Source organism: Psychromarinibacter halotolerans (genome assembly GCF_029168315.1).
Taxonomy (GTDB): domain Bacteria; phylum Pseudomonadota; class Alphaproteobacteria; order Rhodobacterales; family Rhodobacteraceae; genus Psychromarinibacter; species Psychromarinibacter halotolerans.
The window spans coordinates 33464-47015 of the sequence record NZ_JARGYD010000001.1 but is presented as its reverse complement, the minus strand read 5'-3'; the positions used below and the strand labels follow the sequence as shown (position 1 = coordinate 47015).

The 13552-nt window shown below is 67.8% G+C and carries 12 protein-coding genes; 3 read left to right on the top strand and 9 right to left on the bottom strand.

Translation table 11 applies throughout. From position 1 onward, the window contains the following. Nucleotides 1-471, bottom strand: a complete 471-nt coding sequence (locus P1K30_RS00230; RefSeq protein ID WP_275630661.1) for a DUF6446 family protein — start codon at nucleotides 469-471, stop codon at nucleotides 1-3. 145 nt (nucleotides 472-616) lie between these two features. Between P1K30_RS00230 and P1K30_RS00225 the strand changes: the two genes are divergently transcribed. After that, nucleotides 617-1450: a glycosyltransferase gene (locus tag P1K30_RS00225; protein ID WP_275630660.1), complete on the top strand. Its 834-nt coding sequence runs from the start codon at nucleotides 617-619 to the stop codon at nucleotides 1448-1450. Between the two features lie 3 nt (nucleotides 1451-1453). Here the strand turns inward: P1K30_RS00225 and P1K30_RS00220 are convergent, their stop codons facing one another. Both P1K30_RS00220 and P1K30_RS00215 read right to left on the bottom strand, forming a co-directional pair. Next, nucleotides 1454-1921, bottom strand: a complete 468-nt coding sequence (locus P1K30_RS00220) for a hypothetical protein (protein WP_275630659.1) — start codon at nucleotides 1919-1921, stop codon at nucleotides 1454-1456. Further along, nucleotides 1911-2843, bottom strand: a complete 933-nt coding sequence (locus P1K30_RS00215; RefSeq protein ID WP_275631541.1) for a glycine--tRNA ligase subunit alpha — start codon at nucleotides 2841-2843, stop codon at nucleotides 1911-1913. Before P1K30_RS00215 ends, P1K30_RS00220 begins: the two co-directional genes overlap by 11 nt. Nucleotides 2844-3002: 159 nt before the next feature. Between P1K30_RS00215 and P1K30_RS00210 the strand changes: the two genes are divergently transcribed. After that, nucleotides 3003-4874, top strand: coding sequence for a serine protease (locus P1K30_RS00210; protein WP_275630658.1), 1872 nt, complete (start codon nucleotides 3003-3005; stop codon nucleotides 4872-4874). Nucleotides 4875-4944: 70 nt separating this feature from the next. Here the strand turns inward: P1K30_RS00210 and P1K30_RS00205 are convergent, their stop codons facing one another. From P1K30_RS00205 to P1K30_RS00185, 5 genes are all read right to left on the bottom strand, one after another. Then, on the bottom strand, nucleotides 4945-5940 hold the full coding sequence (locus P1K30_RS00205) for a molybdopterin-binding protein (RefSeq protein ID WP_275630657.1): 996 nt from the start codon (nucleotides 5938-5940) through the stop codon (nucleotides 4945-4947). Further along, a complete protein-coding gene (locus P1K30_RS00200; RefSeq protein WP_275630656.1) occupies nucleotides 5937-6917 on the bottom strand; it encodes an XdhC family protein in 981 nt (326 codons plus the stop codon). Before P1K30_RS00200 ends, P1K30_RS00205 begins: the two co-directional genes overlap by 4 nt. Before the next feature lie 185 nt (nucleotides 6918-7102). Beyond that, on the bottom strand, nucleotides 7103-9019 hold the full coding sequence (locus P1K30_RS00195; protein WP_275630655.1) for an OmpA family protein: 1917 nt from the start codon (nucleotides 9017-9019) through the stop codon (nucleotides 7103-7105). 114 nt (nucleotides 9020-9133) lie between these two features. Beyond that, on the bottom strand, nucleotides 9134-10399 hold the full coding sequence (locus P1K30_RS00190; protein ID WP_275630654.1) for a vWA domain-containing protein: 1266 nt from the start codon (nucleotides 10397-10399) through the stop codon (nucleotides 9134-9136). Between the two features lie 34 nt (nucleotides 10400-10433). After that, a complete protein-coding gene (locus P1K30_RS00185; RefSeq protein WP_275630653.1) occupies nucleotides 10434-11345 on the bottom strand; it encodes an AAA family ATPase in 912 nt (303 codons plus the stop codon). 134 nt (nucleotides 11346-11479) lie between these two features. Here P1K30_RS00185 and P1K30_RS00180 point away from each other — a divergent pair, with 134 nt between their 5' ends. After that, the gene (locus P1K30_RS00180; RefSeq protein WP_275630652.1) at nucleotides 11480-12508 is read left to right on the top strand and encodes an AbrB family transcriptional regulator; all 1029 of its coding nucleotides are present in this window, start codon (nucleotides 11480-11482) and stop codon (nucleotides 12506-12508) included. Here the strand turns inward: P1K30_RS00180 and P1K30_RS00175 are convergent. Beyond that, the gene (locus P1K30_RS00175; protein WP_275630651.1) at nucleotides 12505-13317 is read right to left on the bottom strand and encodes a methyltransferase domain-containing protein; all 813 of its coding nucleotides are present in this window, start codon (nucleotides 13315-13317) and stop codon (nucleotides 12505-12507) included. The genes P1K30_RS00180 and P1K30_RS00175 overlap by 4 nt on opposite strands. Nucleotides 13318-13552 lie beyond the last annotated feature (235 nt).

The following is a 13552-nucleotide window of genomic DNA, read 5'->3' as shown; positions in this document are numbered from 1 at the left end:
TCAGTCCTGGTATGTCTCGTTCAGCTGGTGCCACGCGTAGGCGCGCCCGTCATCGAAGACGGCGACCACGCGGTCAACCCCGTCGTGTATGTTCTTCTCGCCCAGAAAGGCGATGGCGTCTCCTGCGGCCAGCGCCTCGCCGATCTCGCGGGCGTCGAAACAGTCGAACCATTCGGGCGCGTTCAGCGGGTCGGCGGCGTCGTAGATCACGAACTGTTCCGTCAGCCCGGCGATGGACCGCCCGGTTTCGAAACAGGCGCGGAACCGGATCGGGGAACTGTCGCCGTCGATCGCCTGCAGCGCGTCGGTCAGGATCGGTTCGGGTTCCTCGCTGGCGATGCCGGTCATGCGGATCTCGACCTCGGCGGGATCGAGTTGCACGTAGAAGGCATAGACCTGCAGATAATAGATCGAGATGCCGGTCACGAGCGCAGCGAGCACGATCACGCCTCCTACCAGTTTTCCGTTCATGCATAGGCCTCCGGACGGGGTTGTCGGGTAGACCGAACGGGGGCGGCTTGCAAGCGTCTTCGGCAACAAACGCGGGCGTCGCGCCGCTTCGCGGCCCACGCCATTCCCGATTGTCGGCCGCCCGCAAACGTGCCATTTCCGGCCCATGCGGACCGAGATCATCATCTCTACCTATAACGCGCCAAGGTTCCTGCACCTGACGCTGACCGGCATCCTTGGGCAGGATGTCCGGCCCGACAGCATCGCCATCGCCGACGACGGGTCCGGCCCCGAGACGTTGCGGGTGATCGAGGCGTTCCGCACCGCGCACCCGAAGATCCCGGTGCGCCATGTCTGGCACGCGGACAACGGGTTTCGGAAGAACGTGATCCTGAACCGGGCGACCGAAAGCTCGGATGCCGATCACCTGATCTATACCGACGGCGACTGCCTGCTGGCGCCGGGCTTCGTCGCGCGTCACCGGCAAATGGTACGGCCGGACCGGTTTTGCAGCGGCAGCCTGATCCGGCTGACCGACGCCGCGACGAAGAACGTGACCGAGGGCGACGTGGCCACCAGGCGGGTGTTCCAGCAGGACTGGCTGAAGGCGCGCGGCACGTTCGACCGCACGACGACGTGGCTGAAGTCGATGCCGTTCCCCCTGCCCGTCCAGTCGGCGCTGGATGCGCTGTACCCGATCCGGATCACTTGGATGGGGTCCAATGCCTCGGCCTTGCGGGATGCGATCCTGTCGGTGAACGGCTTTGACGAGACGATGGCCTACGGCGGCGGCGACAAGGAATTCGGCATCCGTTTGTCGAACAGTGGCGTGAAAGGACGGCGGCTGCGGTTCACCGCGCCTGCCGTGCATCTGGATCACCCGCGCGGCTATCGCGATGCCGAGGCGATCCGCCGCCAGCGCGAGATGATCGGCGCCGCGCGCAGCACGGGCAAGACGTGGACCGAACACGGGATCTTTCCCGGCCCCGACCCGCGTTAAGGCTTAGGCCTCGCGCGGGGAGTCCACCGCAACGACATAGCGCAGCGCCTCGGCGAACAGATAGCTGTCGCCCTGCTCGTCGATCTGCGCCCCGCCCGAGAACGCGTCCCAGCCCTTGTCGAACACCATCTGGATCTTCAGCGCGTGGCCGAAGACCCGGTCGATGAACCCGCCCGAGACCGGCAGGAACAGCACCGCCCATTCCGGGCGGTCCCCTTCGAGGTAAAGCTTGGCAAACGGTCCAAGGCCCGCGCGGCGGCCCGACAGGGTTGCTCGGTCGAACAAGACGACGTGTGTGGTCAGGCCGGACAAGGTGTCCGTCCCGCCGCCGAAGAAGCCGTCGGACACGCCGGTGCAGCGGGCGGCGTAAATCGAGGTGTCGGCCCCTTGCAGGTTCGACTGGCCCCGGAACCCGACGCCGTATTGCGGCGCCGAGCGGGTCAGGTATTCGACGCTGCCCTCAGGCCGCATCTTCGGCCACGTAGCCGCCGGACCCCGTCTGCACAAAGGCATCGGCACATTGCTTGGCCAGCGCCCGGACGCGGCCGATATAGGCCTGCCGTTCCGTGACCGAGATCACGCCCCGCGCGTCCAGCAGGTTGAACAGGTGCGAGGCCTTGATGCAGAAGTCATAGGCCGGGTGCACCATGATGATGCGCTTGCCCGTCTTCGGGTCCATCACCGGTTCGTTCAGGATCCGGGCACACTCAGCCTCGGCCTCTTCGAACTGTTTCAGCAGGATGTCGGTATTCGCCGTGTCGAAGTTGAACCGCGAATATTCTTCTTCGGTCTGCTTGAACACGTCGCCATAGGTCAGCGCGATGGGGGTCTGCGGGTCGTTGAACGGCATTTCCATGACGTGGTCGATACCCAGCACGTACATCGCCAGACGTTCCAGCCCGTAGGTCAGTTCGCCCGAGACAGGGTGGCAGTCGTGGCCGCCGACCTGCTGGAAATAGGTGAACTGCGACACTTCCATGCCGTCGCACCAGACTTCCCAGCCAAGGCCCCACGCGCCCAGCGTCGGGCTTTCCCAGTCGTCCTCGACGAAGCGGATGTCGTGCAGCGACATGTCGATGCCGATCGCTTCCAACGACCCAAGGTACAAGGCCTGAAGGTCCGGCGGCGACGGTTTGATGATGACCTGGTACTGGTAATAGTGCTGCAGCCGGTTCGGGTTCTCGCCATAGCGGCCGTCGGTCGGTCGGCGCGAGGGCTGGACATAGGCCGCCGCCCACGGCCGGGTTCCGAGGCTGCGCAGCGTCGTCGCGGGATGGAAGGTGCCTGCGCCGACCTCCATGTCATAGGGCTGCAGCACAGCACAGCCGGCCTTGGCCCAGTAGCTCTGGAGCCGCAGGATGATCTCCTGGAAACTCTTCGGCGCGTCGCCCATCGTCCGTCCTGACGTGTTCGTGAAAATCGCGTTCTGAATAGGCAACAGGATGGACAGGGTCAATCAACCTTCGCAACGGGTTGTTGACCTTCGGACCGTTCCCGCTTTGAAAGGATGGGATCAAAATACCGTGCCTAGCGTTCAGGGGAAATCGTACCGATGAAGAAGGCCTTTTCCGCCCTTTATTCACTTGTTTTCATTGTCTGGGCCGGCGTCGCCGCGGCGCAGGGCACTTTCATCCAGCTCGAGGCCCGGCCCGACCTGAATTCGGCCACGCAGGCGGCGCGGACCTATGCCGCGAACCTGACCGAGGTGAACGGGTTCCGCATGGCCAGCGGCTGGTACGGGATCGCGCTTGGCCCCTACACCGAGGAACAGGCGATTCAGGCGTTGGCGCAGCTGCGCGCGCAGGGCGCCATCCCGCCCGACAGCTTCCTGACCGAGGCCGCCGCCTATACCCAGCAGTTCTATCCGGTGGGCGCCAACGCGCTTGGAACCCAGACGGAAACGGACACGCCGACGGGCACGCAGGCGCAGGGCCAGACCCAGACGCAAGCTGAAGCAGAGGCCGAGGCAGAAACGCCCGAGGCGGAACAGACCAATGAGATCCCGCTGGTGACCGAGGCAGAACCCGAGGTCGTGGCGGAACCCGAGCCTGAGCCCGAGCCCGAGATCGTGGCAGAGCCCGAAGTCATCGAAGACACCGAGACCCAGCAGCAGGCCTATCAGTCCGAGGCCGCGCTGAGCCGCGAGGCCAAGATGGAACTGCAGCGCGCGCTGCAATGGTTCGGCTTCTACGCTGGCGCCATCGACGCCGCGATCGGCCCCGGCACCCGCCGGTCGATGGCCGCTTGGCAAGAAGCCGAGGGCCTGCCCGTCACCGGCGTGCTGACCACGATGCAGCGGGACCGCCTTGTCGGCAGCTACCAGTCGGTGCTGTCCTCGCTGGGCCTTGGCCTGCGGATGGACGAGACGGCGGGGATCGAAATGACCATGCCGCTGGCGATGGTCGAGTTCGACCGCTACGAGCCGCCCTTCGCGCATTACGAGTCGATCAACGACAGCGGTGTCCGCGTCCTGCTGATCAGCCAGACCGGCACCGAGTCGACGCTGCTTGGCCTGTACGACATCATGCAGACGCTTGAGATCGTCCCGGTCGAGGGCGAGCGCAACCGCACCGCCAACAGCTTCACCCTGACGGGCGAGAACAACCGCATCAAAAGCTACACCTACGCGGTGCTGACGGGCGGCGCGCTGAAGGGGTTCACCCTAATCTGGCCCGCTGGCGAGGACCGCCGTTTCGACGTGGCGCTGCGCGCGATGCGCGACAGCTTCCGCGCGGTTCCGGGCGCGGTGCTGCCCGACACCATCGGCGACGCCGCGCTGGACCGGTCGGTCGACCTGATCTCGGGCCTGAAGATCCGCCGTCCCACCAGCTCGCGGTCGGGGTTCTTCGTCGACAACAGCGGCATGGTCCTGACCACGACCGAGGCGGTCGCGGGCTGTGGCCGGATCTCGCTGGACGAGGTGTACACCGCTGACGTGGTGGCCGAGGACACGGGCCTTGGCCTTGCCCTGCTGCAACCGCAGGAACGGCTGGCGCCGCTGGACTTTGCCCGGTTCCAGTCCGCCCCGGTGCGTTTGCAGTCGGAAATCGCCGTGTCGGGCTACAGCTATGAAGGCCTGCTCAGCGCCCCGACGCTGACCTATGGCACTTTCGCCGATGCGCAGGGGCTGAACGGCGAACCCGGCCTGAACCGTCTTGCGCTGGATGCCAGCGCCGGCGACGCGGGCGGTCCGGTTCTGGATGGCACCGGCGCGGTTGTCGGGATGCTGCTGCCCGCCGAGAACCCGGAAGGCAAGCGCCTGCCCGAGGACGTGACCTTCACCGCCGCGGGCACCGCGGTCGCCGAGTTCCTGTCGAACAACGGCGTGTCGCCCGCGGCCTCGACCGAGATCGCGCGGCTGTCGGGCGAGGACCTTGCCGCCTATGCCGCGAAGGTCACCGTTCTGGTCAGCTGCTGGCCGTAATCATCTTGCGACCCGGCGGCCTTGTGTCGCCGGGTCTTTCCCGCTTCCTTACAGGCGGAACCAACGCCCCCTAGCGCGACTTTCGTTCGCGCGGATGCGGGCGCGCCGGGCTTTCCTTCAGCAGACCGCCCACGCCCATCGCGGCGATATCGGTGTCGCTGACGTCCAGCCCACAGGCCACCCGTTCCAGCACCCAGTCGGCCCCGTTCAGCGCCGGGGACCGCGCACAGCCCGGCAGGCCGATCACGGGTCGCCCGCCTTGCGCGCCAAGGAACAGCAGGTTGCCCGGGTCCACCGGCATTCCGAACCGCGTGACCTCTCCGCCCGCCGCGCGCACCGCTTCCGGCGCCACGTCGTGCGGGTCAGAGGTGGCCGACGCCGTCAGGATCAGGACAAGATCGCCCTCGGCCTGTGTCACCGCCTTGGCCAGAGGGGCGGTGCGGTGCGGCACGGTGCGGGTCGCGATCAGGTCCATCCCCAGCGTTTCCAGCCGGGTGCGCATCGCGTCCTCGCCCTTCCCTGCCCCGGCGCCGATGTCCGTCTGGATCAGCGTCGCGGTGCGCAGGGTCACCGGGCACAGCCGCATCGCGTCGCGGATCGCGTCCTCGGCGGCGGCGACCGACGCTTCGGCCACGCCGTAAGAGATGATCTTGACCGTCGCCACCATCGTCCGGTCGCCGCAGCGCGCGAAGGGCGGCAGCGTGGCGACGGTGACCAGCGGGTCGATCCGGTTCGCGGCCTCGATCCGGGCGACGTCCAGTTCCAGCACGCCGGGGGCGGTGGAATACAGGTTCACCCGGCCCGTGCTGGCCTTGGTCATCCGCAGGTGCACCGCGTCCGGGTCGGGCACCATCGCGTCGGCGATGCGTTGGGCTGCCGGGTCCTCGGCCAGATCGCCGGTGTCCAGCCGCGCGACGATGACCTCGGTCAGCCCCTCGGCGCGCATGGCGTCGACGTCGGCGGCGTCCAGCACGCGGCCCTTGCGCAGCTTCTTCGCGCCAAGCTGAAGCGAGTGCGCCAGAACGGCGCCGCCCGCTTCGTCCAGGGGAACGGGACCGAACCTCATGCGCCCTTCCGCAGCACCTGCGTGATCTGGGCCATCACGGAAATGGCGATCTCGGCGGGCGACATCGCCCCGATGTCCAGCCCGACCGGCGCGTGAATCCGTGCGATCTGGTCGGCGGTGAACCCGGCCTCTTCCAGCCGCGCCACGCGCTTGGCGTGGGTCCGCTTCGAGCCGAGACTGCCAAGATAGAAAACGTCGGATTTCAGCGCCGCCGCAATCGCCGGGTCGTCGATCTTGGGATCGTGGGTCAGCGTCACCACCGCCGTGCGGGCGTCCAGCCCGTAGGCGGCCAGCGCCTCGTCCGGCCAGTCGTGGCTGATCGTTTCATCGGGGAACCGGCTTTCGGACGCGAACGCCTCGCGCGGGTCGACGAGGAAGGGATCGTATCCCGCCAGACGCGCCATCTGCAGCAACGGCTGCGAGATATGCACCGCCCCCACAACCGCCATCCGCAGCGGCGGGTTGTGGATCGCGACGAAGGTGGTTGCGTCTTCCTCGAACCCGGAACGGTCCATGCGGAAGCGGTCAGGAAACTCGGCCGGGGTGGCTGTGCGGCGGGACCAGTCGTTGGTGTCGACCACATGGGCAATCGGCGTACGGGCCGCGCGCGCGGTCACGAGATCGGCCAGCACGTCCTCGGGCAGGCCCTTGTCCGAGCCCACGGGCTGCACCATCACCCGGATCTGGCCGCCACAGGCAAGACCGACGGCGAACGCCTCGTCATCGCTGACGCCGAATTCGAGGATCTTCGAGATGCCGGTGTCCAGCGCATCGAACGCCTCGGCCACCACCGCGCCTTCGACGCAGCCGCCCGAGACCGAGCCCATCAATTCGCCCTCGCCCGACACGGCAAGCATGGCGCCGACCGGGCGCGGGGCCGAGCCCCACGTCTGCACGACCGTGGCAATCACCGCGCCCTTACCGGCGCGATGCCAGTCCAGCGCGATTTCCGGGATGTCGTCGAAACCCTGTTGCATGGGACCACCTCCTGATGCGCGCAATATGGGGTGGCGCATCGGGCTTCGCCACCGGAAAACCCGTGCGCCCCCGCAGAGGGAAGCGTGCGGTCGGGCGCCAAAGGTCCGGTTTTGGCAACGAAAAGGGCGCGCCCCGCGAAGGGCGCGCCCGGTTAGGATCGCTTCAGGTCAGCCTGTGCGGCCGGTCAGCGCACTGCCGCGGTCTGCAGCAGCGGGGTGATCCGGCGGACGGCGGCGCGGCGGTTCGCGCGTTCCGCGTCGCCCGTCGGGACCAGCAGGAACTCTTCGCCGTAGCCTTGGACGACCATGTTTTCCGGCGGAACGTCGAAGTATTCCGTCAACGCCAGCGCCACGCTTTCCGCACGGCGGTCCGACAACGCGAGGTTCAGCGCGTCATTACCGACCGCATCGGTGTGGCCTTCGATCAGGAACAGCTCGTCCGGGTTTTCAGCGATGAAGTCGGCCATCGCCCGTCCCAGCGCATAAAGGCTTTCGGCCTCTTCGGGACGGATCGCCGCCGAGCCGGTTTCGAAGTTGATGGCGTCAACGTTGATCACCGGCATCAGTTCGCGCACCTGCTCGATGTTGCGCACCTGACCCAGCGTGAAGGTCCGGTCCAGATCCGCGCGGCGCTCTGCTTCGAGCGCGGCCCGAAGTTCGGCGTCGTTGTCGACCGCGATTTCGCGGCTTTGCGCGGGTTGCGGCAGGTCGCTCAGACGCACCGGGCGGCTTTCGACGGTGTCGTCGAACAGGATCACCTCGCGACCGTCGGGCAGCAGACGGGTGCGGCGCAGCACCGTGCCGTCGGCGGCCGAGACCGTCACGACCTGCACGCCGTTGTCGCGCGTGACCGTGGTGCGGGTCGAGCCGTCGCTGAAGGTTTCGGTGCGGACGTCCGCGCCGGGACGGCGCAGCAGTTCGTCATCGTCCTTCAGAACGTAGTAGCTGCCGTCCTGACGCTGGACCACGACACGGTCGCCGGTGTTCTCAACCACCTCGTCGTTCTGACCGATCAGCTCGTTAAGAACGACCAGACCAGCCGCGCCCAGCGCGAACTTTTCGAAGTTCGACAGGCCGCCACGGTCATCGTCGTCGTTGTTACGGGCCGCAGGAGCAGCGTCCGGGGTTTCCGCGAAGTCCTCGTCGCTGGACCGGGCGTCTTCCTCGGTGACCGTGGTCTCGGTGGTTTCGACCGCTTCGGCCTCGCCTTCGGTCGCTGCGGCGGCAGACGCGGCAGCGGCGGGGCGACCGTTGTTCTCGACGACCACGTCATCGTCAGCCGCTTCGGTTTCAGACGCGGCGTCTTCGGCGACCTCTTCGGTTTCGGCGGCGGGCGCTTCTTCCTCTGCCACCTCTTCTTCGACGGCTTCCGGTTCCTCGGGGGCTTCCGTCACAGCGGTCGCACCTTCGGTGTTGCCGGCGGCTTCGCCGCCAAGGTCATCGGCCAGCGACTCGGGCGTTACCTCTTCCGGGGCTTCTTCGACCTCGGGGGTTTCCGCGACTTCGGGTTCAGCTTCGACTTCGGGGGCCGCGTCTTCGGCGGTCTCTTCCTCTACCACCTCCGGCTCGGCGGGGGCTTCGGTCACCTCGGCCTCTGCCTCGGCCCCGGCGCCAGCGTTGCCGCCAAGGTCCTCGGCCAGCGATTCCGGCGTCACGTCTTCAGCTGGGGCAGCCTCGGGCTCGGGCGTCTCGGCCATTTCAGGTTCCGCCTCGGGTGCCGCTTCGGGCGCGGGGGTCTCTTCCTCGGCCACGTCCTCGGCGGGGGCGTCCTCTGCGGGGGCTTCTTCCGCCGCCGCGGCGTCTTCGTTCTGCGGTTGCTCGGGTGCAGCGCCAGCGCCGGCACCAGCGCCCGCCGAGCCTTCGCCCGTCATGCGGATGTTGCCGTTGTTCTGAACGCAGACCTGACCGCTTGCGGCCATCGCCGCGACATCGTCGATCGACTGGTTGCCGTTCAGCTGGTCAGGCGTCACCTCGGACAACGCGATGCCAGCACCGTCGCCGTTGCACGACGGAATGGTCTGTGCAGCGGCGATCTGCGGACCGGCGGCGAACAGGGTGATCAGCGCCGTGGAGGCGCCGAGTTTCGTGAGTGGATGCGTCATCTTTTGCCTTTCTCCGTTATAGACGGGGACGGCGCATTGCGGGGTCCATAAAGGTACTCCGCCCCGTTGGCGCCTCAACGCGGTGCAAATCGAAACGGTTCCAAGGGGTTCGCGTCAGTCGGCGTGAAGCAGCGAAATCGCGCGATTTTTTTTGCCTGAATCGCGAGAATCCGCCAATGCGGCGGCAAGTCCCTGCAAAGACGCAATATTGTGTCCAGATCGGAAACTATCCACATGCGGCAGCATCGCCCGGATGCCCTGTGCACGGGGCGCGAAGCCGTCCCACCGCAGCAACGGGTTCAGCCAGATCACGCGCCGGGCGGACAGATGCAGGCGCTGCATCTCGCGCTCCAGCAGGCTTGGGTCACCGCGTTCAAGCCCGTCTGTGATGATCAGCACCACGGCGCCCTGCCCCAGCACACGGCGGCCCCAGTCGCGATTGAAGGCATGTAGGCAATCGCCGATGCGGGTGCCGCCCTCCCAATCCTGCGCCTCGGCCCCGGCGGCCGTCAGCGCGGCGTCGACATCGCGGGTGGCAAGATGGCGGGTGATGTTGGTCAGGCGGGTGCCGAAGGTGAAGGCATGGACCTTCGCCCAGCCCGCGCCCTTGTGGTTCGACACCGCGTGCAGGAAATGCAGCGCGGCGCGGGAATACTGCGACATCGACCCCGAGATGTCGCACAGGACGACAAGGTTCGGCCACCGCAGACGCCGGTTCTTCGTCGAGAAATCATAGACCTCGCCCCCGTTCCGCAGGGCGGCCCGCATCGTCGCGCGCCAGTCCGGCCGGGTGCCGCGTGCGTCCGCCACCGTGCGGCGCGACCGGATCGGGTTCACCGGCAGCGTCATCCGCGCCAGCATACGCTTCGCTTCGGCCATCTCTGCGGTCGTCATCTGCTCGAAATCGAGCGTGCGTAGCCGTTCCTCGCCCGACGCGGTCTGCGAGGCGTCGATGCGGATCTCGCTGTCCTCGTCGCCGCCCGCCTTGTCCTGTTCGGGCGCGTCGCGGTCGACCCCGTCCAGCAGCGCCTCGGCGGCGCGGCGCTCGGCGGCCTTGGCGCTGCGGTCCTCCTGCACGCCACGGATCGCGGGCAGCATCATCGCCATCATGTGTTCCACATAGCGCGGGTCGCGCCAATACAGCCGGAACACCTGCGCGAACACCGCCCGGTGCTCGGGGCGCGAGACGAAGCAGGCGTGCAGGGTCCAGAAGAAATCGGTGCGCTCGGTGAAGCCCGCCGCCTCGACCGCGCGGATCGCGTCCAGCGTGCGGCCCGGCCCCACCGGCAGCCCCGCCTTGCGCAGCGCCCGGGCGAACCAGACGATGTTATGCGTCAGCTTGCCGTCTTCGGGGATCTCTAGGGGGATCTGTTCCGCCATCCGGCTCACCGCCCCTGCTTCGCCGCGCCCGTCATCAGCCGGCCGCCAGCCCGGTGCGCACCTCGTCCAGCAGGCGCTTGGCCTCGCCGCCCTGCAGGCGCTGGATGTCGTCCTGATACTTCAGGATCGCGCCGATGGTGTCGGCGATGACCTCGGGCGACAGCGTGATTACGTCCAGCGCCAGCAGGCATTTCGCCCAGTCGATGGTCTCGGCCACGCCCGGCTTCTTGAACAGATCCTCTGTGCGCAGGCGCTGGACGAAGGCCACCACCTCGCGGCTTAGCGCCTCTGCCGCCTCGGGCGCGCGGGCATTCAGGATCTCCATCTCGCGGTCGAAGTCGGGATAATCGACCCAGTGGTACAGGCAGCGCCGCTTCAGCGCGTCGTGCACCTCGCGCGTGCGGTTCGAGGTCAGCACCACGATCGGCGGCTCCGGCGCCTTGACGGTGCCCAGTTCGGGGATCGTCACCTGAAAGTCCGACAGCGCCTCTAGCAGGAAGGCCTCGAACGGTTCGTCGGTGCGGTCGAGTTCGTCGATCAGCAGCACCGGCGCGCCCCCGGCCTGCGGGCGCATCGCCTGCAGCAGCGGGCGCTCGATCAGGAACTCGTCCGAGAACAATTCGTCCTGCAGCACGTCGCGGTCCATGCCGCCGCCTGCCTCGGCGGCGCGGATCGCCACCATCTGCGCCGCGAAGTTCCATTCGTAGACCGCCGAAGAGGCATCCAGCCCCTCGTAACACTGCAACCGGATCAGCCGCCGCCCCAGCCCCGCCGCCAACGCCTTGGCGATCTCGGTCTTGCCGACCCCGGCCTCGCCCTCCAGAAACACCGGCCTGCCCAGCCGCAGCGCCAGAAACACCACCGTGGCCAGTGGCCGCCCGCAGACATAGCCCTGTTCGGACAACAGCGCCTGAACCGCTTCGATCCCCTCCACCTGTTCCGTCACCTGCGCCTCCTCTCGCCGGGATGTCCCATAGAGATGACATGGGGTCATGCAGGCGCGCAGGGGTCAAGGGTGACTTCGGGAATGACTTAGCGAGCGTCTTGTCCCCACCTGAAATCCGTGGCTTAGGGAACGCCATGTCGATCCTGACGCCCGCCCGCCTACGCACCTTGGCCATCGCCGCCATTGGCGCGGCGGTCTTCGTCATGCTGGGCCTGCCGCTGCCGCTGCTGCTGGGGCCGATGCTGGGCTGCCTGCTGGCCGCGCTCGGCGGCGTGCGACTGCAGGGCACCGGGACGCTGGGCGTCGCGATGCGGACGCTGCTGGGCGTGGCCATCGGCGCGTCAATCACCCCCGAGTTGGTGCGCGAATTGCCGGGCTATGCTCCGACGCTAGCGATGATCCCGGTGTTCATCTTGGTGATCGGCGGCATCGGATATCCGTTCTTCCGCAAGGTGATGAAGTTCGACCACCCGACGGCGTTCTACTCGGCGATGCCGGGCGGTTTGCAGGACATGCTGATCTTCGGAGAAGAGGCCGGCGGCGACGTCCGGGCGATGTCCCTGATCCACGCGACGCGCGTGCTGGTGATCGTGACCGTCGCGCCGTTTCTGCTGACCTTCTGGTACGATCTGGACCTGACCGCGGCACCGGGCGCCCGCGCGACCGACCTGCCGCTGGTCCAGATCGCCCTGATGGTCGCGTCCGGGCTTGTCGGCTGGAAAATCGCGGAACGGATCAACCTGTTCGGCGCATCGATCATCGGGCCGATGGTGCTGACGGCCGCGTTGTCGCTGACCGGGGTGCTGCAACACCGCCCCCCGGCCGAGCTGATCTGGGCGGCACAATTCTTCATCGGACTGGCCGTCGGCGCGAACTACACCGGTATCACCGCCCGCGAAATCCGGGTGGACGTCGGCGCGGGGCTTGCCTTCTCGCTGATGCTGGCGGTGATCAGCCTTGTTTTCATCGAGGCAGTGCTGTGGGTCACCGGAGCACCGGCGCTGGACGTGATGCTGTCCTTCCTGCCCGGCGGACAGGGAGAGATGGTGGTCGTCGCGCTGGTGTCGGGCGCGGACCTTGCCTTTGTCATTACGCACCACCTGACGCGGGTGGCTTTCGTGGTCACGATGGCGCCGCTGGCCGCGCGCTGGCTGGACCGCTAGACCGCCGTCGCGACGGTCACCACCGCCGGGATCGGCACCTCCCACTCGGGCCCCGCGCCATGCCGGGCCAAGACCTCTTCGACCACCGCCGCGCGGATGGCGGCAGCGTTCGCCTTGGGCTGCGGGCGCAGCAACGCCCCGCCGCGCGCGGTGCCTTCGCGGAAGAAATCGAACGGTGCGCCGGGGTCCGTCACCCGCCACATCGAGGCAACCGTGTCCTGCCCGCAGTGGCCGAACCCCGCCGCGTCCAGCACCGGGAAGGCCAGCGCCGGGTCGGCATAGTCGTTCGCCCCCGGCCCGGGCGGCAGCTGAATCGCGGGATCGCCATGCGCCGCGATCGCCCCGAACACATAGCCCAGCGCGGTCTCGACCTCGGGTCCGCACCAGACCGAGAACGCCAGCCGCCCGCCCTGCCGCAACACCCGGCGCGCCTCGGCCAGCACACAGGGCGGATCGGGAACGTGAGGCATACCGAACCCGATGGTCACCGCATCGAAGGCACCGGCATCGAACGGCAGGTCCATCGCATCGCCCTCGACGAAAGTGGCATCGGCCACCGCCTCTCGCGCCATCGCCAGCATCGCCGCAGAGAAGTCCAGCCCGGTGACGGTGGCCCCCGCCGAGACCAGCCGCCGCGTCACGTTGCCATGCCCGCAGCACAGGTCCAGCGCCCGCACCCCCGGCGCGGCACCGACCGCCGCCACCAGCCGCGGCGCCACCATGTCGGCGGCGCGGGCAAAGGCCCCGGCATAGGACTGCGCGACGGCGGGGTCCGACCATTCCCGGCGCTCAAGGCTGGCAAAATCCATCCGGTCTCTCCTGCATCGCCTTCCCCGACCATAGGGGCGGCGCGCCATCGGCGATACGAAAACCTCGTTCCCTCCAAGACGCGCCGCCGATTGCCCCCGCCCCGGCAGTGGCCTATCACCCGGTGCAGGCCAGCAACGAGAAGGGCAACACCATCGCCATGCCGATCGCATACGGACCCACCCCTAACGCCCCGCCCCGCCCGGCGTGGGCCTGATCCCGCCTGCCCACCAATGA